The organism is Pseudomonas sp. BF-B-30, assembly GCF_019956305.1.
In the GTDB taxonomy this organism is placed as follows: domain Bacteria; phylum Pseudomonadota; class Gammaproteobacteria; order Pseudomonadales; family Pseudomonadaceae; genus Aquipseudomonas; species Aquipseudomonas jessenii.
Genome location: NZ_JAHBDG010000022.1, coordinates 258209 through 280629, shown reverse-complemented (window position 1 = coordinate 280629; position 22421 = coordinate 258209). Strand labels below are relative to the sequence as shown.

The following is a 22421-nucleotide window of genomic DNA, read 5'->3' as shown; positions in this document are numbered from 1 at the left end:
ATCAGGAATTAGATTCATGTCTATCTCTCAGAACGATATCCTTGAAGCAGTTGGCAACATGTCCGTAATGGAAGTTGTTGAGCTGATCAAAGCTTTCGAAGAAAAATTCGGCGTTACCGCTGCTGCTGCATCGGCTGGTCCAGCTGTTGCTGCTGCCGTTGCTGAAGAGCAAACCGAATTCAACGTCATGCTGACCGAAGCTGGCGAGAAGAAAGTTAACGTGATCAAGGCTGTACGTGAACTGACCGGTCTGGGCTTGAAAGAAGCCAAGGCTGTAGTTGACGGCGCACCTGCCATGGTTCTGGAAGCTGTTGCCAAAGACGCAGCTGACAAAGCCAAAGCAGCTCTGGAAGAAGCAGGCGCTAAAGTCGAGCTGAAGTAAGCATCGACTTTGCTCCTCCAGCCCGAGCGTTAAGCGACAGGCTGATGGCTGGTGGCTCTTGCCACCGGCCTTTTTCCGTTATTGGCAGCCGACTGGGTCGGTGCCGATAACGTGCTGTAACCACCCGATGCGGTGGCGCAAACCATGGGGTTTGCACGATTTTCTGGCTGCTCCCGTCGGGAGGGGCCAAACAAGCAGGTGACCAAGCTGGGGAACGCTGATGGCTTACTCATATACTGAGAAAAAACGTATCCGCAAGGACTTTAGCAAGTTGCCGGACGTCATGGATGTGCCGTACCTCCTGGCCATCCAGCTGGATTCGTATCGTGAATTCTTGCAAGCGGGAGCGACTAAAGATCAGTTCCGCGACGTGGGCCTGCATGCGGCCTTCAAATCCGTTTTCCCGATCATCAGCTACTCCGGCAATGCTGCGCTGGAGTACGTCGGTTATCGCCTGGGCGAACCGGCATTTGATGTCAAAGAATGCGTATTGCGCGGTGTAACTTACGCCGTACCTTTGCGGGTAAAAGTGCGCCTGATCATTTTCGACAAAGAGTCGTCGAACAAAGCGATCAAGGACATCAAAGAGCAAGAAGTCTACATGGGTGAAATCCCCCTGATGACTGAGAACGGTACCTTCGTAATCAACGGTACCGAGCGTGTAATCGTTTCCCAGCTGCACCGTTCCCCGGGCGTGTTCTTCGACCACGACCGTGGCAAGACGCACAGCTCCGGTAAACTGCTGTACTCCGCGCGCATCATCCCTTACCGCGGTTCGTGGCTGGACTTCGAGTTCGACCCGAAAGACTGCGTATTCGTGCGTATCGACCGTCGTCGCAAGCTGCCTGCCTCGGTACTGCTGCGCGCGCTGGGCTATACCACTGAAGAAGTGCTGGACGCGTTCTATACCACCAACGTATTCCACGTGAAGGGCGAGACCCTGAGCCTGGAGCTGGTGCCTCAGCGCCTGCGCGGTGAAATCGCTGTCCTCGATATTCAGGATGACAAAGGCAAGGTTATTGTCGAGCAGGGTCGTCGTATCACCGCTCGCCACATCAACCAGCTGGAAAAAGCCGGGATCAAAGAGCTGGATGTGCCTCTGGACTACGTCCTGGGTCGTACAACCGCCAAGGTCATCGTGCACCCGGCAACCGGCGAAATCCTGGCAGAGTGCAACACCGAGCTGAACACCGAGATCCTGGCCAAAATCGCCAAGGCTCAGGTTGTTCGCATCGAAACTCTGTACACCAACGATATCGACTGCGGTCCGTTCGTCTCCGACACCTTGAAGATCGACTCCACCAGCAACCAACTGGAAGCGCTGGTCGAGATCTATCGCATGATGCGTCCTGGCGAGCCGCCAACCAAGGACGCTGCCGAGACCCTGTTCAACAACCTGTTCTTCAGCCCTGAGCGCTATGACCTGTCTGCGGTCGGCCGGATGAAGTTCAACCGTCGTATCGGTCGTACCGAGATCGAAGGTTCGGGCGTGCTGTGCAAGGAAGACATCGTCGCGGTACTGAAGACCCTGGTCGACATCCGTAACGGTAAAGGCATCGTCGATGACATCGACCACCTGGGTAACCGTCGTGTTCGCTGCGTAGGCGAAATGGCCGAGAACCAGTTCCGCGTTGGCCTGGTACGTGTTGAGCGTGCGGTCAAAGAGCGTCTGTCGATGGCTGAAAGCGAAGGCCTGATGCCACAAGACCTGATCAACGCCAAGCCAGTGGCTGCGGCGGTGAAGGAGTTCTTCGGTTCCAGCCAGCTGTCCCAGTTCATGGACCAGAACAACCCGCTGTCCGAGATCACCCACAAGCGTCGTGTTTCTGCACTCGGCCCTGGCGGTCTGACTCGTGAGCGTGCCGGCTTTGAAGTGCGTGACGTACACCCGACTCACTACGGTCGTGTATGCCCGATTGAAACGCCGGAAGGTCCGAACATCGGTCTGATCAACTCCCTGGCCGCTTATGCGCGCACCAACCAGTACGGCTTCCTCGAGAGCCCGTACCGCGTGGTGAAAGACGCTCTGGTCACCGACGAGATCGTGTTCCTGTCCGCCATCGAAGAAGCCGATCACGTGATCGCTCAGGCCTCGGCCACGATGAACGACAAGAAAGTCCTGATCGACGAGCTGGTAGCTGTTCGTCACTTGAACGAATTCACCGTCAAGGCGCCGGAAGACGTCACCTTGATGGACGTATCGCCGAAGCAGGTAGTTTCGGTTGCTGCGTCGCTGATTCCGTTCCTCGAGCACGACGACGCCAACCGTGCGTTGATGGGTTCGAACATGCAGCGTCAAGCTGTACCAACCCTGCGTGCCGACAAGCCGCTGGTAGGTACCGGCATGGAGCGTAACGTAGCCCGTGACTCCGGCGTTTGCGTCGTGGCTCGTCGTGGCGGCGTGATCGACTCCGTCGACGCCAGCCGTATCGTGGTTCGTGTTGCCGATGACGAAGTTGAAACCGGTGAAGCCGGTGTCGACATCTACAACCTGACCAAGTACACCCGCTCCAACCAGAACACCTGCATCAACCAGCGTCCGCTGGTGCGTAAGGGTGATCGGGTTCAGCGTAGCGACATCATGGCCGACGGCCCGTCCACCGACATGGGTGAACTGGCACTGGGTCAGAACATGCGCATCGCGTTCATGGCATGGAACGGCTTCAACTTCGAAGACTCCATCTGCCTGTCCGAGCGTGTTGTTCAGGAAGACCGTTTCACCACGATCCACATCCAGGAACTGACCTGTGTGGCCCGTGACACCAAGCTTGGCCCAGAGGAAATCACTGCCGACATCCCGAACGTGGGTGAAGCGGCTCTGAACAAGCTGGACGAAGCCGGTATCGTTTACGTAGGTGCTGAAGTTGGCGCAGGCGACATCCTGGTCGGTAAGGTCACTCCGAAAGGCGAGACCCAGCTGACTCCGGAAGAAAAACTGCTGCGTGCGATCTTCGGTGAAAAAGCCAGCGACGTTAAAGACACTTCCCTGCGTGTACCTACCGGTACCAAAGGTACTGTCATCGACGTACAGGTCTTCACCCGCGACGGCGTTGAGCGTGATGCTCGTGCCCTGTCGATCGAGAAGTCCCAGCTGGACGAGATCCGCAAGGACCTGAACGAAGAGTTCCGCATCGTTGAAGGTGCTACTTTCGAACGTCTGCGTTCCGCTCTGGTCGGCCACAAAGCCGAAGGCGGCGCCGGTCTGAAGAAAGGCCAGGACATCACCGACGAAGTTCTCGACGGTCTTGAGCACGGCCAGTGGTTCAAACTGCGCATGGCTGAAGATGCTCTGAACGAGCAGCTCGAGAAGGCCCAGGCCTACATCGTTGATCGTCGCCGTCTGCTGGACGACAAGTTCGAAGACAAGAAGCGCAAACTGCAGCAGGGCGATGACCTGGCTCCAGGCGTGCTGAAAATCGTCAAGGTTTACCTGGCAATCCGTCGTCGCATCCAGCCGGGCGACAAGATGGCCGGTCGTCACGGTAACAAGGGTGTGGTCTCCGTGATCATGCCGGTTGAAGACATGCCGCACGATGCCAATGGCACCCCGGTCGACGTCGTCCTCAACCCGTTGGGCGTACCTTCGCGTATGAACGTTGGTCAGATCCTTGAAACCCACCTGGGCCTCGCGGCCAAAGGTCTGGGCGAGAAGATCAACCGCATGGTTGAAGAGCAGCGCAAGGTCGCCGAGCTTCGCAAGTTCCTGCACGAGATCTATAACGAGATCGGCGGTCGTCAGGAAAGCCTCGATGACTTCTCGGACCAGGAAATCCTGGATCTGGCTCAAAACCTGCGTGGCGGCGTTCCAATGGCCACTCCAGTGTTCGACGGTGCCAAGGAAAGCGAAATCAAGGCCATGCTGAAACTGGCGGACCTGCCAGAAAGCGGCCAGATGCAGCTGACCGACGGCCGTACCGGCAACAAGTTCGAGCGCCCGGTTACCGTTGGCTACATGTACATGCTGAAGCTGAACCACTTGGTAGACGACAAGATGCACGCTCGTTCTACCGGTTCGTACAGCCTGGTTACCCAGCAGCCGCTGGGTGGTAAGGCGCAGTTCGGTGGTCAGCGTTTCGGGGAGATGGAGGTCTGGGCACTGGAAGCATACGGTGCCGCTTACACTCTGCAAGAAATGCTCACAGTGAAGTCGGACGATGTGAACGGCCGTACCAAGATGTACAAGAACATCGTGGATGGCGATCACCGTATGGAGCCGGGCATGCCCGAGTCCTTCAACGTGTTGATCAAGGAAATTCGTTCCCTCGGCATCGATATCGATCTGGAAACCGAATAACACGTGACGCGAATCGAGAGCGGGGCAGGATTGCCCGCTCTCTGCTCCGCCAGGAGGAAAGGCCTTGAAAGACCTACTGAATTTGCTGAAAAACCAGGGTCAAGTCGAAGAGTTCGACGCCATCCGTATCGGATTGGCATCGCCTGAGATGATCCGTTCGTGGTCGTTCGGTGAAGTTAAAAAGCCGGAAACCATCAACTACCGTACGTTCAAACCTGAGCGTGACGGCCTGTTCTGCGCCAAGATCTTTGGCCCGGTAAAGGATTACGAGTGCCTGTGCGGTAAGTACAAGCGCTTGAAGCACCGTGGTGTGATCTGCGAGAAGTGTGGCGTTGAAGTCGCGCTGGCAAAAGTTCGCCGTGAGCGCATGGCGCACATCGAACTGGCCTCGCCAGTAGCCCACATCTGGTTCCTGAAATCGCTGCCGTCCCGTATCGGCTTGCTGATGGACATGACCCTGCGTGATATCGAACGCGTTCTCTACTTCGAGAGCTATGTCGTTATCGATCCAGGCATGACCACCCTTGAAAAAGGTCAGCTGCTCAACGACGAGCAGTACTTCGAAGCGCTGGAAGAGTTCGGCGACGATTTCGATGCCCGCATGGGTGCCGAAGCTGTCCGCGAACTGCTGCACGCTATCGACCTGGAGCACGAGATTGGCCGCCTGCGTGAAGAGATTCCGCAAACCAACTCCGAAACCAAGATCAAGAAGCTGTCCAAGCGTCTGAAGTTGATGGAAGCCTTCCAGGGTTCCGGCAACCTGCCAGAGTGGATGGTGCTGACCGTTCTGCCGGTTCTGCCGCCAGATCTGCGTCCACTGGTCCCGCTGGATGGCGGTCGCTTCGCGACTTCCGACCTCAACGATCTGTATCGTCGAGTGATCAACCGTAACAACCGCTTGAAGCGCCTGCTGGATCTGTCCGCTCCGGACATCATCGTGCGCAACGAAAAGCGTATGTTGCAGGAAGCCGTCGACGCACTGCTCGACAACGGTCGTCGTGGCCGCGCTATCACCGGTTCCAACAAGCGTCCTCTGAAATCCCTGGCTGACATGATCAAGGGTAAGCAGGGTCGTTTCCGTCAGAACTTGCTCGGTAAGCGTGTTGACTACTCCGGTCGTTCGGTAATTACCGTAGGTCCGACCCTGCGTCTGCACCAGTGCGGTCTGCCGAAGAAAATGGCTCTCGAGCTGTTCAAGCCGTTCATTTTCGGCAAGCTTGAAATGCGTGGTCTCGCTACCACCATCAAGGCTGCCAAGAAGATGGTCGAGCGCGAACTGCCAGAGGTTTGGGACGTTCTCGCTGAAGTGATTCGCGAACACCCGGTTCTTCTCAACCGTGCACCGACCCTTCACCGTCTGGGTATCCAGGCGTTTGAACCGGTACTGATCGAAGGTAAGGCTATCCAGCTGCACCCTCTGGTCTGCGCCGCGTACAACGCCGACTTCGACGGCGACCAAATGGCCGTGCACGTACCGCTGACGCTGGAAGCCCAGCTCGAAGCGCGTGCGTTGATGATGTCGACCAACAACATTCTGTCGCCAGCCAACGGTGAGCCAATCATCGTTCCGTCGCAGGACGTTGTATTGGGTCTGTACTACATGACTCGTGAAGCGATCAACGCCAAGGGCGAAGGTCGTGTGTTCGCGGATCTGCAGGAAGTTGACCGTGTGTTCCGTGCCGGCGAAGCCGCACTGCACGCCAAGGTCAAGGTGCGGATCAACGAAACCGTCAACGACCGTGATGGTGGCAGCGTGACCAACACCCGTATCGTCGACACCACTGTCGGCCGTGCGCTGTTGTTCCAGGTTGTGCCAAAAGGTCTGTCGTACGACGTCGTCAACCTGCCGATGAAGAAAAAGGCGATCTCCAAGCTGATCAACCAGTGCTACCGCGTGGTTGGTCTGAAAGAGACCGTGATCTTCGCTGACCAGTTGATGTACACCGGTTTTGCCTATTCGACCATTTCCGGCGTTTCCATCGGTGTTAACGACTTCGTTATCCCGGATGAAAAAGCCCGCATCATCGGTGCAGCCACCGACGAAGTGAAAGAGATCGAAAGTCAGTACGCCTCCGGCCTGGTAACCCAGGGCGAGAAGTACAACAAAGTGATCGACCTTTGGTCCAAGGCGAACGACGAAGTTTCCAAGGCGATGATGGCCAACCTCTCGAAAGAGAAAGTCATCGACCGTCATGGCGTCGAAGTCGACCAAGAGTCTTTCAACTCGATGTACATGATGGCCGACTCGGGTGCGCGGGGTTCCGCAGCACAGATTCGTCAGCTGGCCGGTATGCGTGGTCTGATGGCCAAGCCGGACGGTTCCATCATTGAAACGCCGATTACCGCGAACTTCCGTGAAGGTTTGAGCGTACTCCAGTACTTCATCTCCACTCACGGTGCTCGTAAAGGTCTGGCGGATACCGCGTTGAAAACGGCGAACTCGGGTTATCTGACTCGTCGTCTGGTAGACGTGGCGCAGGATCTGGTTGTAACCGAGATCGATTGCGGCACCGAACACGGTCTGCTGATGACTCCGCACATTGAAGGCGGTGACGTTGTAGAGCCGCTGGGTGAGCGCGTATTGGGTCGAGTTATCGCCCGTGACGTATTCAAGCCAGGTACCGAGGACGTCATCGTTCCTGCCGGCACTCTGGTAGACGAGAAGTGGGTCGAGTTCATCGAGCTCAACAGCATCGACGAAGTGATCGTGCGTTCGCCGATCAGCTGCGAAACCCGTTTCGGTATTTGCGCCAAGTGCTACGGTCGCGATCTGGCTCGTGGTCACCAGGTGAACATCGGTGAAGCGGTCGGCGTTATCGCTGCCCAGTCCATCGGTGAGCCGGGTACCCAGCTGACGATGCGTACGTTCCACATCGGTGGTGCGGCAAGCCGGACCTCCGCAGCCGACAGCGTTCAGGTGAAGAATGGCGGTACCGTCCGTCTGCACAACCTGAAGCATGTTGAGCGAGTGGATGGTCACCTGGTTGCCGTGTCCCGTTCCGGTGAGCTGGCCATCGCTGATGACTTCGGTCGTGAGCGTGAGCGTTACAAGCTGCCGTACGGTGCCGTGATTTCGGTTAAAGAAGGTGACAAGGTCGAAGCTGGCGCCATCGTGGCCAAGTGGGATCCGCACACTCACCCGATCGTTACCGAAATGAAAGGTACCGTGACCTACGTGGGCATGGAAGAAGGCATCACGATCAAGCGTCAGACTGACGAATTGACCGGTATGACCAACATTGAAGTACTCGACGCCAAAGATCGTCCAGCTGCCGGTAAAGACATCCGTCCTGCCGTGAAGATGGTCGACGACAACGGCAAGGATCTGTTGCTGCCAGGCACTGACGTTATCGCTCAGTACTTCCTGCCAGCCAACGCCCTGGTCGGTGTAGCGGATGGTGCGAAGATCGCGATCGGTGATGTTATCGCTCGTATCCCGCAAGAGACTTCGAAAACTCGAGACATCACCGGTGGTCTGCCGCGTGTTGCCGACTTGTTCGAAGCCCGTCGTCCGAAAGAAGCGTCGATTCTGGCTGAAGTCAGCGGCACCATCGCGTTCGGTAAAGAGACCAAGGGCAAGCGCCGTCTGGTTATCACCCCGAACGACGGTAGCGATCCGTACGAAGAGCTGATTCCGAAGTGGCGTCACCTGAACGTGTTCGAAGGCGAACAGGTAAACCGCGGCGAAGTTATCTCCGACGGTCCGAGCGATCCACACGACATCCTGCGTCTGCTGGGTGTGAGTGCGCTGGCCAAGTACATCGTCAACGAGATCCAGGACGTTTACCGTCTGCAAGGCGTGAAGATCAACGACAAGCACATCGAGACCATCCTGCGTCAGATGCTGCGTAAAGTTGAGATCGCTGAATCCGGCGATTCCAGTTTCATCAAGGGCGACCAGATGGAATTGACTCACGTACTGGTAGAGAACGAGCGTCTGAGCGGCGAAGACAAGTTTGTCTCCAAGTTCACTCGTGTTCTGCTGGGTATCACCAAGGCGTCGTTGTCCACCGAATCGTTCATCTCGGCGGCTTCCTTCCAGGAAACCACTCGCGTACTGACCGAAGCGGCGGTAACCGGCAAGCGCGATTACCTGCGCGGCCTGAAAGAAAACGTGGTCGTGGGTCGTCTGATCCCGGCTGGTACCGGCCTGGCTTATCACAGCGAGCGTAAGCGCCGCCGTGATGCAGACAAGCCGTTGCGCGTAAGCGCCAGTGAAGTGGAAGCTGCACTGACCGAAGCGCTGAACTCGAGCGGTAACTGAGTTCTGCGGTAAATGAGTGTGAGGCCCTGGTCACTCCGTTCATCGAATCGAGACAATTTGTCGAGATTGGATGAGCGGGGAGGGCGGGGCCTTGCCTTGACTGGGGACAAGATCCTCTTTAGACTCTTGTACCCCTAAATTTGGCGGGAACTCGTTCCTGCCATTTTGCTTTTCTTGCAAGACAATAGCGTCGCAAGACAACAGTGGAGCTAGTAGATGGCAACTATCAACCAGCTGGTACGTCAGCCGCGTAAGCGTATCGTCGAGAAATCCGACGTGCCTGCGCTGCAGAACTGCCCGCAACGCCGTGGCGTGTGCACCCGTGTGTACACCACCACGCCGAAAAAACCTAACTCGGCACTGCGTAAAGTATGCCGTGTGCGCCTGACCAACGGTTTCGAGGTTTCCTCGTACATCGGCGGTGAAGGCCACAACCTGCAAGAGCACAGCGTGGTACTGATCCGCGGCGGTCGTGTAAAAGACTTGCCAGGTGTTCGTTACCACACCGTTCGCGGTTCGTTGGATACTTCCGGTGTTAAAGGTCGTAACCAGGGTCGTTCGAAGTACGGTACCAAGCGTCCGAAGTAATCGGCCGTTTTGCAGTTTTTCATTTTATTGAGTCGATAAGAGTAAGGTCGGGCACGCATCCATAGGAGCTGTCCCGGGCTAACCTGAAGACCGTTTGAGGGCTTATCAATGCCAAGACGTCGCGTAGCAGCCAAGCGTGAGATTCTGGACGATCCGAAATACGGAAGCCAAATCCTCGCCAAATTCATGAACCACGTAATGGAAAGCGGCAAGAAAGCCGTTGCCGAGCGTATCGTTTATGGTGCCCTGGATACCGTGAAGGCTCGTAAGGCCGGCACCGATCCCCTGGAACTCTTCGAAAAAGCACTCGACGCCATCGCTCCGCTGGTCGAAGTGAAGTCGCGCCGCGTTGGTGGTGCTACTTACCAGGTTCCGGTCGAGGTTCGTCCTTCCCGTCGTAACGCTCTGGCAATGCGCTGGTTGGTAGACTACGCCCGCAAGCGCGGCGAGAAGTCTATGGCTCTGCGTTTGGCTGGCGAACTGTTGGACGCTGCCGAAGGTAAAGGTGCTGCAGTTAAGAAGCGTGAAGACGTTCACCGTATGGCTGAAGCCAACAAGGCTTTCTCGCACTACCGCTTCTAATTTTAGCGTCACTAATTTTGCGAGGGCTTTATGGCTCGTACAACACCGATTAATCGCTACCGTAACATTGGTATCGTTGCACACGTGGATGCTGGTAAAACCACCACCACTGAGCGCGTCCTTTTTTACACTGGCAAAAGTCACAAAATGGGCGAGGTGCATGACGGCGCCGCGACCACAGACTGGATGGTGCAGGAGCAGGAGCGTGGTATTACCATTACTTCTGCTGCCATTACCGCCTTCTGGCAGGGTTCCGCCAAGCAGCACAAAGACCAGTACCGTTTCAACGTCATCGATACCCCGGGCCACGTAGACTTCACTATTGAAGTTGAACGTTCCCTGCGTGTACTCGACGGCGCGGTCGTTGTGTTCTGCGGTACTTCCGGCGTTGAGCCTCAGTCCGAAACCGTATGGCGTCAAGCCAACAAGTACGGTGTTCCACGTATCGTTTACGTGAACAAGATGGACCGTGCCGGTGCGAACTTCCTGCGCGTGATCGCTCAGATCAAGCAGCGTCTGGGTCACACTCCGGTGCCTATCCAGCTCGCTATCGGTTCCGAAGACAACTTCCAGGGTCAGATCGATCTGATGACCATGGAAGCCGTTTACTGGAACGATGCCGACAAGGGTATGACCCCTCGTCGTGAAGCCATCCCTGCTGAACTGCAGGAACTGGCTGAAGAGTGGCGCAACAACATGGTTGAGGCTGCGGCCGAAGCCAGCGAAGAGCTGATGAACAAGTACCTTGAAGGTGAAGAACTCACCGTCGAGGAAATCAAGGGTGCTCTGCGTCAGCGTACTATCGCTGGTGAGATCGTTCTGGCTGTTTGCGGTTCTTCCTTCAAGAACAAGGGTGTTCCCCTGGTTCTCGACGCCGTTATCGACTACCTGCCGGCTCCAACCGACATTCCTGCCATCAAGGGTACTGACCCGGATGACGAGGAAAAGCAGATGGAGCGTCATGCAGACGACAACGAGCCGTTCTCGGCTCTGGCGTTCAAGATCGCTACCGACCCATTCGTGGGTACCTTGACTTTCGTCCGTGTTTACTCGGGCGTGTTGGCCTCCGGCGACGGCGTGATCAACTCGGTCAAAGGCAAGAAAGAGCGCGTGGGTCGTATGGTGCAAATGCACGCAAACGCCCGTGAAGAGATCAAGGAAGTACGCGCTGGTGACATCGCGGCCCTGATCGGCATGAAGGACGTCACCACTGGTGAAACCTTGTGCAACGCTGACAAGCCAATCATCCTGGTTCGCATGGACTTCCCGGAGCCGGTTATTTCGGTTGCCGTAGAGCCTAAGACCAAGGATGACCAGGAAAAAATGGGTATCGCTCTGGGCAAACTTGCTCAGGAAGACCCGTCTTTCCGCGTCAAGACTGATGAAGAGACTGGTCAAACGATCATCTCTGGCATGGGCGAGTTGCACCTGGACATCCTGGTTGACCGGATGCGCCGTGAGTTCAACGTCGAAGCCAACATCGGTAAGCCTCAGGTTTCGTATCGTGAGCGCATCACGAAGAATTGCGAAATCGAAGGCAAGTTCGTTCGTCAGTCCGGCGGTCGTGGCCAGTTCGGCCATTGCTGGATCCGTTTTGCTCCTGCTGACGAAGGTCAGGAAGGTCTGCAATTCGTGAACGAAGTAGTGGGTGGTGTGGTTCCTAAGGAATACATCCCGGCTATCCAGAAGGGTATCGAAGAGCAGATGAAGAACGGCGTAGTTGCCGGCTATCCGCTGATCGGCCTGAAGGCTACCGTGTTTGATGGTTCTTACCACGACGTCGACTCGAACGAGATGGCGTTTAAGGTGGCTGCTTCCATGGCGACCAAGCAACTGGCCCAGAAGGGCGGTGGTGAGTTGCTCGAGCCGATCATGGCGGTAGAGGTTGTTACGCCTGAAGACTATATGGGTGACGTGATGGGCGACCTTAACCGTCGTCGCGGCATGATTCTGGGTATGGAAGACACGGTCTCCGGTAAGGTGATCCGTGCTGAAGTTCCGTTGGGCGAGATGTTCGGTTATGCGACCGACGTTCGTTCGATGTCCCAGGGTCGCGCAAGCTACTCTATGGAATTCAAAAAATACAATACAGCTCCGTCGCACATCGTCGAAACTGTAACCAAAAAACAAGGCTGATTCAGTCCTTTAGGCAAGGAGTTAATTGTCGTGGCTAAAGAAAAATTTGATCGTTCCCTACCGCACGTCAACGTTGGCACCATCGGTCACGTTGACCACGGTAAAACCACTCTGACCGCAGCTCTGACTCGCGTTTGCTCCGAAGTTTTCGGTTCCGCAATCGTTGATTTCGATAAAATCGACAGCGCGCCAGAAGAAAAAGCTCGTGGTATCACCATCAACACCGCGCACGTCGAGTACAACTCGAAGATCCGTCACTACGCTCACGTTGACTGCCCAGGTCACGCTGACTATGTGAAGAACATGATCACCGGTGCTGCCCAGATGGACGGCGCGATCCTGGTTTGCTCGGCCGCTGATGGTCCGATGCCACAAACCCGTGAGCACATCCTGCTGTCCCGTCAGGTAGGCGTTCCGTACATCGTGGTTTTCCTGAACAAGGCTGACCTGGTAGACGACGCTGAGCTGCTGGAACTGGTCGAGATGGAAGTTCGCGACCTGCTGTCCACCTACGACTTCCCGGGCGATGACACTCCAATCATCATCGGTTCGGCTCGTATGGCGCTGGAAGGCAAAGACGACAACGAAATGGGCACCACTGCCGTTCGTAAACTGGTTGAAACCCTGGACAGCTACATCCCAGAACCAGAGCGTGCTATCGACAAGCCATTCCTGATGCCAATCGAAGACGTATTCTCGATCTCGGGTCGTGGTACTGTTGTGACTGGTCGTATCGAGCGCGGTATCGTTCGCGTTCAAGATGCACTGGAAATCGTTGGTCTGCGTGACACCACCACCACCACCTGCACCGGTGTTGAAATGTTCCGCAAGCTGCTCGACGAAGGTCGTGCTGGCGAGAACTGCGGCGTTCTGCTGCGTGGTACCAAGCGTGACGACGTTGAGCGTGGCCAGGTTCTGGTTAAGCCAGGTTCGGTTAAGCCGCACACCAAGTTCACCGCAGAAGTTTACGTTCTGAGCAAGGAAGAAGGCGGTCGTCACACTCCGTTCTTCAAAGGCTACCGTCCACAGTTCTACTTCCGTACTACTGACGTGACTGGTAACTGCCAGCTGCCAGAAGGCGTTGAAATGGTAATGCCAGGTGACAACATCCAGATGGAAGTTACCCTGATCAAGACCATCGCAATGGAAGACGGCCTGCGTTTCGCTATCCGTGAAGGCGGTCGTACCGTCGGCGCTGGCGTCGTAGCCAAAATCATCGAGTAAGCATCTCTTTTGAGATAGCTTCGATGCTTTGAAAGGCCCCCGCTCAGCGGGGGCTTTTTTATTGGGTTGACACCCATCTGGGGCGTCTATAGAATTGCGCCTCCTTTTAACGGGCGTATTGCGCCCGGTGGGAATAGCAGCCGGAGTCTGAAATCCAATGCAAAATCAGCAAATCCGTATCAGGTTGAAGGCTTTCGACCATCGCCTGATCGACCAATCAACCCAGGAAATCGTGGAAACCGCGAAACGTACTGGTGCTCAAGTGCGTGGTCCAATTCCACTGCCTACCCGTAAAGAGCGGTTCACCGTTCTGGTCTCCCCGCACGTCAACAAAGACGCGCGTGACCAGTACGAGATCCGTACTCATAAGCGTGTTCTGGACATCGTCCAGCCAACGGATAAAACCGTTGATGCTCTTATGAAGCTTGATCTTGCGGCCGGTGTGGAAGTGCAGATCAGCCTCGGCTAAGACTCGGTCTTAGTCGTGTAACGCTCTGAAATGGGCGGCCATAGCGGGTGAAAGCCCCGTACACTCATGAGGTTTACAACATGACTATTGGTGTAGTCGGTCGTAAAGCGGGTATGACCCGTATTTTCACCGAAGAAGGTGTCTCCATTCCGGTCACGGTCATTGAGATCGAACCGAATCGCGTCACCCAGTTCAAAACTGAAGAGACCGATGGCTATCGTGCAGTGCAAGTCACTGTCGGCGAGCGTCGTGCTTCGCGTGTAACAGCAGCTCAGGCTGGCCACTTCGCTAAAGCGAACGTTGCCGCTGGTCGTACCGTAATGGAATTCCGCCTTGAAGAAGGCGAGTACCAAGCCGGCGATCTGATCAACGCTGAAATCTTCGCCGCTGGTCAACTGGTTGATGTAACCGGTCAGTCCAAGGGTAAAGGCTTCCAGGGTACGATCAAGCGTTGGAATTTCCGCGGGCAAGATAACACCCACGGTAACTCCGTATCCCACCGCGTTCCAGGCTCTATCGGCCAGTGCCAGACTCCTGGTCGTGTATTCAAGGGCAAAAAAATGTCCGGTCATATGGGCGCTGAGCGCGTGACCGTGCAGTCCCTCGAAGTAGTGCGCGTGGACGCTGAACGCAATCTGTTGTTGGTCAAGGGCGCTGTTCCTGGCGCTACTGGCGGCAACTTGGTTGTACGTCCAGCAGCCAAGGCTCGCGGTTAAGGGGAAGCTGACATGCAATTAAATGTAAATGACGCTCAAGCGATCGAAGTTTCCGAACTGACATTTGGCGGCGAATTCAACGAGACGCTGGTTCACCAAGCAGTCGTAGCCTACATGGCTGGCGGTCGTCAGGGTTCCAAGCAGCAAAAGACCCGTTCCGACGTTCGTGGTGGCGGTAAGCGCCCATGGCGTCAGAAAGGTACTGGCCGTGCTCGTGCCGGTACTATCCGTAGCCCAATCTGGCGTGGCGGCGGTACCACTTTCGCAGCTCGTCCTCAGGATCACTCCCAGAAGCTGAACAAGAAGATGTACCGCGCAGCAATGCGTTCCATCCTTGCTGAGCTGGTGCGTACTGATCGTCTGGTCGTGGTTCAGGATTTCGCCGTTGAAACGCCGAAAACCAAAGACCTGCTGGGCAAACTGAACAACATGAGCCTGACCGACGTTCTGATCGTGTCCGACGCTGTTGATCAGAACCTGTACCTGGCTGCTCGTAACCTGCCACACGTAGATGTACGTGACGTGCAAGGTTCCGATCCAGTTAGTCTGATCGCATACGACAAGGTGTTGATCACCGTGTCGGCCGTGAAGAAATTCGAGGAGCTGCTGGGATGAACCAGGAACGCGTATTTAAAGTTCTGCTTGGCCCGCACGTTTCCGAGAAGGCTACGGTTCTGGCAGACAAGAAAGGCCAGTTCGTTTTCAAGGTTGCTACCGACGCAACCAAGCTGGAAATCAAGAAGGCCGTCGAAAGCCTGTTCAGCGTGAAAGTAGAGCGTGTTACTACCCTGAATGTTCTGGGTAAGAGCAAGCGCACTGCTCGCGGTCTGGGCAAGCGTAATGACTGGAAGAAGGCAGTTATCTCCCTTCAGCCAGGCCAAGATCTCGATTTCAGCAGCAGTGCTGAGTAAGGAAGGGGTGCATCATGGCAATCGTTAAATGCAAACCGACTTCCCCTGGCCGCCGTTTTGTGGTCAAGGTGGTCAACCAGGAGCTGCATAAAGGCGCTCCTCACGCACCGCTGCTCGAGAAGAAATCGAAGACTGGTGGTCGTAACAACAATGGCCGTATTACCACTCGTCACATCGGTGGTGGTCATAAGCAGCATTACCGTATGGTCGATTTCCGTCGCAACGACAAAGATGGCATCGTCGCCACTGTCGAGCGTATCGAATACGATCCAAACCGTACTGCTCACATCGCACTGCTCTGCTACGCAGACGGCGAGCGCCGCTACATCATCGCCCCTAAAGGCGTGAGTGCTGGCGACACGCTGATCGCGGGCGCTCTGGCTCCAATCAAGCCAGGTAACGCTCTGCAACTGCGCAACATTCCAGTCGGTTCTACCGTACACGGCATCGAACTGAAGCCAGGTAAAGGCGCACAGATCGCTCGTTCCGCTGGTGCTTCGGCTCAGCTGATCGCTCGTGAAGGCGTGTACGTTACCCTGCGTCTGCGTTCCGGTGAAATGCGTAAAGTCCTGGCTGAATGCCGTGCGACCCTGGGCGAAGTCTCGAACTCCGAGCACAGCCTGCGTTCGCTGGGTAAAGCTGGTGCCAAACGCTGGCGTGGCGTTCGCCCAACCGTTCGTGGTGTTGCCATGAACCCGGTTGACCACCCACATGGTGGTGGTGAAGGTCGTACCTCTGGTGGTCGTCATCCGGTATCGCCATGGGGCTTCCCGACTAAGGGCGCGAAGACTCGTGGTAATAAGCGTACCGACAAAATGATCGTCCGTCGTCGCAAGTAAATAGAGGGATACGACAGTGCCACGTTCTCTGAAAAAAGGTCCTTTTATCGATCTTCACCTACTGAAGAAGATCGAAGTGGCGGCGGAAAAGAACGATCGCAAACCGGTGAAAACCTGGTCGCGTCGTTCGATGATCCTGCCACAAATGGTCGGTCTGACCATCGCAGTACACAACGGTCGTCAGCACGTCCCAGTTCTCGTGAACGAAGACATGGTCGGCCACAAACTGGGCGAGTTCGCCGGTACCCGCACTTATCGCGGGCACGTGGCAGACAAGAAAGCCAAGCGTTAAGGGGTTAGGAAATGGAAGTAGCCGCTAAGTTGTCGGGCGCTCGAATCTCCGCCCAGAAAGCCCGCTTGGTCGCCGACCAGATCCGCGGGAAGAAGGTGGGCGAAGCGCTCAACCTGTTGGCTTTCAGCAGTAAGAAAGCCGCCGAGATCATGAAGAAAGTGCTGGAGTCGGCCGTAGCCAACGCCGAGCATAACGAAGGCGCAGACGTTGATGACCTGAAGGTCAGCACTGTTTTCGTCAACGAAGGGCGTTCGCTGAAGCGCATCATGCCACGTGCCAAAGGCCGTGCTGATCGCATCGTCAAGCGGTCTTGCCATATCACTGTCAAGGTTGCTGACAAGTAACGGAGTCGAAGAGATGGGTCAGAAAGTACATCCCATTGGCATTCGCCTGGGAATCGTCAAGGAGCACACCTCCGTCTGGTACGCAGACGGTCGGACTTATGCGGACTATTTGCTCGCAGATCTGAATGTGCGTGAGTACCTCCAAGACAAACTAAAAAGCGCGTCCGTAAGCCGTATCGATATCCATCGTCCGGCCCAAACTGCACGCATCACCATCCACACCGCTCGTCCAGGTATCGTTATCGGGAAGAAAGGTGAAGATGTTGAGAAACTGCGTCAGGACCTGACCAAGCAAATGGGTGTGCCTGTGCACATCAATATCGAAGAGATCCGCAAGCCGGAGCTCGACGGTATGCTGGTTGCGCAGAGCGTAGCTCAGCAGCTGGAGCGTCGCGTAATGTTCCGTCGCGCTATGAAGCGCGCTGTACAGAACGCCATGCGCATTGGTGCCAAAGGCATCAAAATCCAAGTGAGCGGTCGTCTCGGCGGTGCTGAAATCGCACGTACTGAATGGTATCGCGAAGGTCGTGTGCCATTGCACACCCTGCGTGCCGACATCGACTATGCCAACTACGAAGCTCACACCACTTACGGTGTGATCGGTGTAAAGGTTTGGATCTTCAAAGGCGAAGTAATTGGTGGTCGCCAAGAAGAACTGAAACCACAAGCACCAGCGCCTCGTAAAAAAGCTGCTAAGTAAGGGGTACGCCAAATGTTGCAACCAAAGCGTACGAAGTTCCGCAAGCAGATGACTGGTCACAACCGTGGCCTGGCATTGCGCGGTAGCAAAGTCAGCTTCGGCGAGTTCGCGCTGAAGTCTGTTGCTCGTGGTCGTCTCACCGCTCGTCAGATCGAGTCAGCGCGTCGTGCTCTGACCCGTCACGTAAAACGTGGCGGCAAGATCTGGATCCGTGTATTCCCGGACAAGCCGATCTCCAAAAAACCTCTCGAGGTTCGGATGGGTAAAGGTAAGGGTAACGTGGAATACTGGGTTGCCCAGATTCAGCCAGGCAAAGTCCTGTATGAAATCGAGGGTGTTTCTGAAGAGCTGGCGCGTGAGGCTTTCGCCCTGGCTGCTGCAAAGCTGCCGCTCGCCACCTCCTTTGTTAAACGGACGGTGATGTGATGAAAGCGAATGAACTTCGTGAAAAATCCGCACAGCAGCTGAACGAGCAACTGCTCGGCCTGCTGCGCGACCAGTTCAATCTGCGTATGCAGAAAGCAACTGGCCAGTTGGGGCAGTCTCATCTGCTCTCGCAAGTTAAGCGTGACATCGCTCGCGTGAAGACTGTGCTCAACCAGCAGGCAGGTAAGTAATCATGGCTGAAGCCGAAAAAACTGTCCGTACGCTGACTGGCCGTGTTGTCAGCGACAAGATGGACAAAACCATCACCGTTCTGATCGAGCGTCGCGTTAAGCACCCGATCTACGGTAAATACGTTAAGCGTTCGACTAAGCTGCACGCGCACGACGAAACCAATCAGTGCCACATCGGCGACAAAGTCACTATTCGTGAAACTCGTCCTTTGGCCAAGACCAAGTCTTGGGCGCTGGTTGATGTTCTCGAACGCGCTGTGGAAGTCTAAGGACTAGGGGTCGGAGAAATTATATGATTCAGACTCAATCCATGCTCGATGTGGCCGATAACAGCGGCGCTCGCCGCGTTATGTGCATCAAGGTGCTGGGTGGCTCCCATCGTCGTTACGCTGGTATCGGTGACATCATCAAGGTTACCGTGAAGGAAGCAATTCCTCGCGGTAAAGTGAAAAAAGGCCAAGTGATGACTGCTGTAGTAGTCCGCACTCGTCACGGCGTACGTCGTGCTGATGGCTCCATTATCCGCTTTGATGGCAACGCTGCTGTTCTGTTGAACAACAAGCAAGAGCCGATCGGCACCCGTATCTTTGGGCCAGTGACCCGTGAACTTCGTACTGAGAAGTTCATGAAGATCGTCTCGCTCGCCCCAGAAGTGCTGTAAGGAGATCCGACATGCAAAAGATTCGTCGTGACGACGAGATCATCGTGATCGCCGGCAAAGACAAAGGTAAGCGCGGTAAGGTGCTTAAGGTTCTCGCTAACAACCGTTTGGTTATTGGTGGTCTGAACCTGGTCAAGCGTCATACCAAGCCTAACCCGATGTCGGGCGTGCAGGGCGGTATCGTCGAAAAAGAAGCTCCACTGGATGCTTCTAACGTCGCCATTTTCAACGGCGAAACCAACAAGGCTGACCGCGTTGGTTTCAAAGTAGAAGACGGCAAGAAAATTCGTGTCTTCAAGTCGACCCAAAAAGCGGTTGATGCTTGAACACTGCTAGGTAGATGAGACCATGGCACGACTAAAAGAGATTTACCGGAAGGAAATTGCTCCGAAACTTAAGGAAGAACTTAAGCTTTCGAACGTGATGGAAGTTCCGCGCGTTACCAAAATCACCCTGAACATGGGTCTGGGCGAAGCGATCGGCGACAAAAAAGTCATCGAGCACGCTGTTGCTGACCTGGAAAAGATCACCGGCCAGAAAGTCGTTGTGACCTACGCTCGCAAATCCATCGCTGGCTTTAAAGTCCGTGAAGGTTGGCCGATCGGCGTCAAAGTGACCCTGCGCCGTGAGCGTATGTACGAGTTCCTGGATCGTCTGCTGTCGATCTCCCTGCCTCGGGTTCGCGACTTCCGCGGCCTGAATGCCAAGTCCTTCGATGGTCGTGGCAACTACAGCATGGGCGTGAAAGAGCAGATCATCTTCCCGGAAATCGACTACGACAAGATCGATGCTCTCCGCGGTCTGGACATCACCCTGACCACCACTGCCAAGAACGATGATGAAGGCCGCGCTCTGCTGCGTGCGTTCAAATTCCCGTTCCGCAACTGATTGGAGTAGGACCATGGCCAAGATGAGCATGAAAAACCGCGAGCTGAAGCGTCAGCTCACGGTTGCCAAGTACGCCAAGAAGCGTGCAGCACTGAAAGCTATCATCGTTGATCTGAACGCAAGTCCAGAAGCGCGTTGGGAAGCTACAGTAGCCCTGCAGAAGCAGCCACGTGACGCAAGCGCTTCGCGCATGCGTAACCGCTGCCGCCTGACCGGTCGTCCACACGGCGTTTACCGCAAGTTCGGCCTCGGCCGTAACAAGCTGCGTGAAGCTGCCATGCGTGGTGACGTACCGGGTCTGGTTAAAGCCAGCTGGTAAGTACTGTCAAAGTCTCGGTGTCCAGGATCGCAAGATCCTGACCACCGGTGGCCTTGAATCTGGATCAAGCCCCTTTTGGGGCTTGATTCATTTCCGGGGTGTGTCTAGAATACCCGGCTCGCCTGAGCCCGTGTTTTTCATGCTCGGAGATTCTCGGCGACACGTAATAGCCGCAAGGCTAATTTTTTTGTATTAGGAGCGTCTAGCCCATGAGTATGCAGGACCCGTTAGCGGACATGCTAACTCGTATCCGTAATGCCCAGATGGCTGAAAAGTCCGTCGTAAGCATGCCATCTTCCACGTTGAAGGTAGCTGTTGCCAAAGTCCTGAAGGACGAAGGTTACATTGCGGGTTATCAGATCAGCAGCGAAATCAAACCACTGCTGTCCATCGAGCTGAAGTACTTCGAAGGCCGTCCGGTTATCGAAGAAGTGAAGCGCGTTAGCCGTCCAGGCCTGCGTCAGTACAAGTCCGTCGATGATCTGCCAAAAGTTCGTGGCGGTCTCGGTGTGTCTATCGTCTCCACCAACAAGGGTGTGATGACTGATCGTGCTGCGCGCGCTGCCGGTGTCGGCGGCGAAGTTCTTTGCACTGTGTTCTAAGGGGGGATAAGCATGTCTCGCGTCGCTAAGAACCCCGTTAAGCTGCCAGCCGGTGTCGAAGTAAAATTCGCAGGCCAACAGCTTTCGGTGAAGGGTGCCAAGGGCACTCTCGAACTGAACATCCACTCGTCCGTTGAGATCGTTGAAGAAGCTGGTGAGCTGCGTTTCGCTGCTCGCAATGGCGATCAACAGACTCGCGCGATGGCTGGTACCACTCGTGCGTTGGTAAACAACATGGTCCAGGGCGTAAGCCAAGGCTTCGAGCGCAAGCTCCAGCTGGTCGGTGTTGGTTACAAAGCGCAAGCAAAAGGCACAGTGCTGAACCTGGCTCTTGGCTTCTCGCACCCAGTGGATTACGAACTGCCGGAAGGCATCACCGCTGAGACTCCTAGCCAGACCGATATCCTGATCAAGGGCATCGACAAGCAGCTGGTAGGTCAAGTGGCCGCCGAGATCCGCGACTTCCGTCCACCAGAGCCGTACAAAGGCAAAGGTGTGCGCTACGCGGACGAAGTCGTCCGTCGTAAAGAAGCCAAGAAGAAGTAGGGCATAGCAAATGACCGACAAAAAAGTTACTCGACTGCGTCGCGCTCGCAAAGCACGCCTGAAAATGCACGAACTCGAAGTCGTGCGTCTCTGCGTGTTCCGCTCTTCGCAGCACATCTACGCCCAGGTCATTTCGGCCGACGGCAACAAAGTCCTGGCAAGCGCCTCGACTTTGGATAAAGAACTGCGTGATGGTGCCACCGGCAACATCGACGCGGCCACTAAGGTTGGCCAGCTGGTCGCTACGCGTGCTAAGGCCGCTGGCGTCTCGCAAGTGGCTTTCGACCGCTCTGGCTTCAAGTACCACGGCCGCGTTAAAGCGCTGGCTGATGCTGCTCGTGAAGCTGGGCTGGAGTTCTAAGTTATGTCAAATAACGACCAAAAGCGCGACGAAGGCTACATCGAGAAGCTGGTTCAAGTTAACCGCGTAGCCAAAACCGTTAAAGGCGGCCGTATCTTCACCTTCACCGCGTTGACCGTGGTTGGTGATGGTAAGGGCCGTGTTGGCTTCGGCCGTGGCAAGTCGCGTGAAGTGCCTGCTGCGATCCAGAAGGCAATGGAAGCTGCTCGCCGCAACATGATCCAGGTTGATCTGAACGGCACCACTCTGCAGTACGCAATGAAGTCCGCTCACGGCGCTTCGAAGGTGTACATGCAGCCTGCTTCTGAAGGTACCGGTATCATCGCTGGCGGCGCTATGCGTGCTGTCCTCGAAGTTGCTGGCGTTCAGAACGTTCTGGCCAAGTGCTACGGCTCGACTAACCCTGTAAACGTGGTTCACGCCACTTTCAAGGGTTTGAAAGCAATGCAGTCTCCTGAATCCATTGCCGCCAAGCGTGGCAAAAGCGTCAAGGAGATCTTCTGATCATGGCTACCGTAAAAGTAACGCTGATCAAAAGCATGACCGGCCGCATCCCTAACCACAAACTGTGCGTTAAGGGTCTGGGTCTGCGTCGCATCGGTCACACTGTAGAAGTCCAGGATACTCCCGAGAATCGCGGGATGATCAACAAGGCTTACTACATGCTGCGTGTCGAGGGTTAATCG

At 55.6% G+C, this 22421-nt stretch carries 27 protein-coding genes; all 27 read left to right on the top strand.

Annotated elements, in window-relative coordinates; all coding sequences use genetic code 11:
* The first annotated feature begins 16 nt into the window (after positions 1-16).
* The 27 genes from rplL to rpmD all read left to right on the top strand — a co-directional run bounded on the left by rplL (position 17) and on the right by rpmD (position 22418).
* Positions 17-382 (top strand): 50S ribosomal protein L7/L12, encoded by a 366-nt coding sequence (gene rplL / locus KGB29_RS14165; protein ID WP_007970414.1) that lies wholly within the window; start codon positions 17-19, stop codon positions 380-382.
* A gap of 220 nt (positions 383-602) precedes the next feature.
* A complete protein-coding gene (gene rpoB / locus KGB29_RS14160) occupies positions 603-4676 on the top strand; it encodes a DNA-directed RNA polymerase subunit beta (protein WP_007984407.1) in 4074 nt (1357 codons plus the stop codon).
* A gap of 64 nt (positions 4677-4740) precedes the next feature.
* The gene (gene rpoC / locus KGB29_RS14155) at positions 4741-8940 is read left to right on the top strand and encodes a DNA-directed RNA polymerase subunit beta' (protein ID WP_008053876.1); all 4200 of its coding nucleotides are present in this window, start codon (positions 4741-4743) and stop codon (positions 8938-8940) included.
* A gap of 216 nt (positions 8941-9156) precedes the next feature.
* Positions 9157-9528 carry a 30S ribosomal protein S12 gene (gene rpsL / locus KGB29_RS14150; protein WP_003186084.1) on the top strand — a complete coding sequence of 124 codons (372 nt, stop codon included), beginning with the start codon at positions 9157-9159 and terminating at the stop codon, positions 9526-9528.
* A gap of 108 nt (positions 9529-9636) precedes the next feature.
* Positions 9637-10110: a 30S ribosomal protein S7 gene (gene rpsG / locus KGB29_RS14145; RefSeq protein ID WP_007994653.1), complete on the top strand. Its 474-nt coding sequence runs from the start codon at positions 9637-9639 to the stop codon at positions 10108-10110.
* A gap of 30 nt (positions 10111-10140) precedes the next feature.
* Complete coding sequence (gene fusA, locus KGB29_RS14140; RefSeq protein ID WP_057713099.1) at positions 10141-12246, top strand: elongation factor G; 2106 nt, start codon at positions 10141-10143, stop codon at positions 12244-12246.
* 30 nt (positions 12247-12276) lie between these two features.
* Positions 12277-13470 carry an elongation factor Tu gene (gene tuf, locus KGB29_RS14135; protein WP_008053875.1) on the top strand — a complete coding sequence of 398 codons (1194 nt, stop codon included), beginning with the start codon at positions 12277-12279 and terminating at the stop codon, positions 13468-13470.
* A 157-nt stretch (positions 13471-13627) separates the two neighbouring features.
* Positions 13628-13939 carry a 30S ribosomal protein S10 gene (rpsJ, locus tag KGB29_RS14130; RefSeq protein ID WP_003186070.1) on the top strand — a complete coding sequence of 104 codons (312 nt, stop codon included), beginning with the start codon at positions 13628-13630 and terminating at the stop codon, positions 13937-13939.
* Between the two features lie 80 nt (positions 13940-14019).
* Positions 14020-14655, top strand: a complete 636-nt coding sequence (gene rplC, locus KGB29_RS14125) for a 50S ribosomal protein L3 (RefSeq protein WP_007955641.1) — start codon at positions 14020-14022, stop codon at positions 14653-14655.
* A gap of 12 nt (positions 14656-14667) precedes the next feature.
* On the top strand, positions 14668-15270 hold the full coding sequence (gene rplD, locus KGB29_RS14120; protein ID WP_003228735.1) for a 50S ribosomal protein L4: 603 nt from the start codon (positions 14668-14670) through the stop codon (positions 15268-15270).
* Positions 15267-15566 (top strand): 50S ribosomal protein L23, encoded by a 300-nt coding sequence (gene rplW / locus KGB29_RS14115; protein ID WP_002555488.1) that lies wholly within the window; start codon positions 15267-15269, stop codon positions 15564-15566. The genes rplD and rplW overlap by 4 nt, the downstream gene beginning before the upstream one ends.
* A gap of 14 nt (positions 15567-15580) precedes the next feature.
* Positions 15581-16405 (top strand): 50S ribosomal protein L2, encoded by an 825-nt coding sequence (gene rplB, locus KGB29_RS14110; protein ID WP_008018194.1) that lies wholly within the window; start codon positions 15581-15583, stop codon positions 16403-16405.
* Between the two features lie 16 nt (positions 16406-16421).
* Positions 16422-16697 carry a 30S ribosomal protein S19 gene (gene rpsS, locus KGB29_RS14105; protein ID WP_002555486.1) on the top strand — a complete coding sequence of 92 codons (276 nt, stop codon included), beginning with the start codon at positions 16422-16424 and terminating at the stop codon, positions 16695-16697.
* Positions 16698-16708: 11 nt separating this feature from the next.
* Positions 16709-17041 carry a 50S ribosomal protein L22 gene (gene rplV, locus KGB29_RS14100; RefSeq protein WP_003103908.1) on the top strand — a complete coding sequence of 111 codons (333 nt, stop codon included), beginning with the start codon at positions 16709-16711 and terminating at the stop codon, positions 17039-17041.
* Between the two features lie 13 nt (positions 17042-17054).
* The gene (gene rpsC, locus KGB29_RS14095) at positions 17055-17741 is read left to right on the top strand and encodes a 30S ribosomal protein S3 (protein ID WP_007970424.1); all 687 of its coding nucleotides are present in this window, start codon (positions 17055-17057) and stop codon (positions 17739-17741) included.
* Between the two features lie 12 nt (positions 17742-17753).
* Entirely contained in the window at positions 17754-18167 is a 414-nt protein-coding gene (gene rplP, locus KGB29_RS14090) for a 50S ribosomal protein L16 (RefSeq protein WP_003228729.1), read from the top strand.
* A complete protein-coding gene (gene rpmC, locus KGB29_RS14085) occupies positions 18167-18358 on the top strand; it encodes a 50S ribosomal protein L29 (RefSeq protein WP_002555481.1) in 192 nt (63 codons plus the stop codon). Before rplP ends, rpmC begins: the two co-directional genes overlap by 1 nt.
* A 2-nt stretch (positions 18359-18360) precedes the next feature.
* Entirely contained in the window at positions 18361-18627 is a 267-nt protein-coding gene (gene rpsQ, locus KGB29_RS14080) for a 30S ribosomal protein S17 (protein ID WP_003176419.1), read from the top strand.
* Between the two features lie 23 nt (positions 18628-18650).
* Positions 18651-19019 (top strand): 50S ribosomal protein L14, encoded by a 369-nt coding sequence (gene rplN / locus KGB29_RS14075; RefSeq protein ID WP_002555479.1) that lies wholly within the window; start codon positions 18651-18653, stop codon positions 19017-19019.
* A gap of 11 nt (positions 19020-19030) precedes the next feature.
* Entirely contained in the window at positions 19031-19345 is a 315-nt protein-coding gene (rplX, locus tag KGB29_RS14070; protein WP_003176416.1) for a 50S ribosomal protein L24, read from the top strand.
* 22 nt (positions 19346-19367) lie between these two features.
* Positions 19368-19907, top strand: coding sequence for a 50S ribosomal protein L5 (rplE, locus tag KGB29_RS14065; RefSeq protein WP_003210069.1), 540 nt, complete (start codon positions 19368-19370; stop codon positions 19905-19907).
* A 13-nt stretch (positions 19908-19920) separates the two neighbouring features.
* A complete protein-coding gene (gene rpsN / locus KGB29_RS14060; RefSeq protein ID WP_003176414.1) occupies positions 19921-20226 on the top strand; it encodes a 30S ribosomal protein S14 in 306 nt (101 codons plus the stop codon).
* Between the two features lie 209 nt (positions 20227-20435).
* A complete protein-coding gene (gene rpsH, locus KGB29_RS14055) occupies positions 20436-20828 on the top strand; it encodes a 30S ribosomal protein S8 (RefSeq protein WP_003186040.1) in 393 nt (130 codons plus the stop codon).
* Between the two features lie 12 nt (positions 20829-20840).
* Positions 20841-21374, top strand: a complete 534-nt coding sequence (gene rplF, locus KGB29_RS14050) for a 50S ribosomal protein L6 (protein WP_003176412.1) — start codon at positions 20841-20843, stop codon at positions 21372-21374.
* 10 nt (positions 21375-21384) lie between these two features.
* Positions 21385-21735, top strand: coding sequence for a 50S ribosomal protein L18 (rplR, locus tag KGB29_RS14045; RefSeq protein WP_003186037.1), 351 nt, complete (start codon positions 21385-21387; stop codon positions 21733-21735).
* Positions 21736-21738: 3 nt separating this feature from the next.
* Positions 21739-22239, top strand: coding sequence for a 30S ribosomal protein S5 (gene rpsE / locus KGB29_RS14040; RefSeq protein WP_003186035.1), 501 nt, complete (start codon positions 21739-21741; stop codon positions 22237-22239).
* A 2-nt stretch (positions 22240-22241) separates the two neighbouring features.
* Positions 22242-22418 carry a 50S ribosomal protein L30 gene (gene rpmD, locus KGB29_RS14035; RefSeq protein ID WP_003176408.1) on the top strand — a complete coding sequence of 59 codons (177 nt, stop codon included), beginning with the start codon at positions 22242-22244 and terminating at the stop codon, positions 22416-22418.
* The last annotated feature ends 3 nt before the right edge of the window (positions 22419-22421 follow it).

What these genes read in the sequence shown, in the direction of transcription:
- fusA (WP_057713099.1), top strand. Translation starts at nt 10,141, where the DNA reads ATGGCTCGTACAACACCGATTAATCGCTACCGTAACATTGGTATCGTT.
- rpmD (WP_003176408.1), top strand. Translation starts at nt 22,242, where the DNA reads ATGGCTACCGTAAAAGTAACGCTGATCAAAAGCATGACCGGCCGCATC.
- rplX (WP_003176416.1), top strand. Translation starts at nt 19,031, where the DNA reads ATGCAAAAGATTCGTCGTGACGACGAGATCATCGTGATCGCCGGCAAA.
- rpsQ (WP_003176419.1), top strand. Translation starts at nt 18,361, where the DNA reads ATGGCTGAAGCCGAAAAAACTGTCCGTACGCTGACTGGCCGTGTTGTC.
- rplW (WP_002555488.1), top strand. Translation starts at nt 15,267, where the DNA reads ATGAACCAGGAACGCGTATTTAAAGTTCTGCTTGGCCCGCACGTTTCC.
- rpsN (WP_003176414.1), top strand. Translation starts at nt 19,921, where the DNA reads ATGGCCAAGATGAGCATGAAAAACCGCGAGCTGAAGCGTCAGCTCACG.
- rplD (WP_003228735.1), top strand. Translation starts at nt 14,668, where the DNA reads ATGCAATTAAATGTAAATGACGCTCAAGCGATCGAAGTTTCCGAACTG.
- rpsJ (WP_003186070.1), top strand. Translation starts at nt 13,628, where the DNA reads ATGCAAAATCAGCAAATCCGTATCAGGTTGAAGGCTTTCGACCATCGC.
- rpsL (WP_003186084.1), top strand. Translation starts at nt 9,157, where the DNA reads ATGGCAACTATCAACCAGCTGGTACGTCAGCCGCGTAAGCGTATCGTC.
- rplE (WP_003210069.1), top strand. Translation starts at nt 19,368, where the DNA reads ATGGCACGACTAAAAGAGATTTACCGGAAGGAAATTGCTCCGAAACTT.
- rplB (WP_008018194.1), top strand. Translation starts at nt 15,581, where the DNA reads ATGGCAATCGTTAAATGCAAACCGACTTCCCCTGGCCGCCGTTTTGTG.
- rpsH (WP_003186040.1), top strand. Translation starts at nt 20,436, where the DNA reads ATGAGTATGCAGGACCCGTTAGCGGACATGCTAACTCGTATCCGTAAT.
- rplR (WP_003186037.1), top strand. Translation starts at nt 21,385, where the DNA reads ATGACCGACAAAAAAGTTACTCGACTGCGTCGCGCTCGCAAAGCACGC.
- rplP (WP_003228729.1), top strand. Translation starts at nt 17,754, where the DNA reads ATGTTGCAACCAAAGCGTACGAAGTTCCGCAAGCAGATGACTGGTCAC.
- rplC (WP_007955641.1), top strand. Translation starts at nt 14,020, where the DNA reads ATGACTATTGGTGTAGTCGGTCGTAAAGCGGGTATGACCCGTATTTTC.
- rplV (WP_003103908.1), top strand. Translation starts at nt 16,709, where the DNA reads ATGGAAGTAGCCGCTAAGTTGTCGGGCGCTCGAATCTCCGCCCAGAAA.
- rpsC (WP_007970424.1), top strand. Translation starts at nt 17,055, where the DNA reads ATGGGTCAGAAAGTACATCCCATTGGCATTCGCCTGGGAATCGTCAAG.
- rplF (WP_003176412.1), top strand. Translation starts at nt 20,841, where the DNA reads ATGTCTCGCGTCGCTAAGAACCCCGTTAAGCTGCCAGCCGGTGTCGAA.
- rpsE (WP_003186035.1), top strand. Translation starts at nt 21,739, where the DNA reads ATGTCAAATAACGACCAAAAGCGCGACGAAGGCTACATCGAGAAGCTG.
- rpsG (WP_007994653.1), top strand. Translation starts at nt 9,637, where the DNA reads ATGCCAAGACGTCGCGTAGCAGCCAAGCGTGAGATTCTGGACGATCCG.
- rplN (WP_002555479.1), top strand. Translation starts at nt 18,651, where the DNA reads ATGATTCAGACTCAATCCATGCTCGATGTGGCCGATAACAGCGGCGCT.
- rplL (WP_007970414.1), top strand. Translation starts at nt 17, where the DNA reads ATGTCTATCTCTCAGAACGATATCCTTGAAGCAGTTGGCAACATGTCC.
- rpoB (WP_007984407.1), top strand. Translation starts at nt 603, where the DNA reads ATGGCTTACTCATATACTGAGAAAAAACGTATCCGCAAGGACTTTAGC.
- rpmC (WP_002555481.1), top strand. Translation starts at nt 18,167, where the DNA reads ATGAAAGCGAATGAACTTCGTGAAAAATCCGCACAGCAGCTGAACGAG.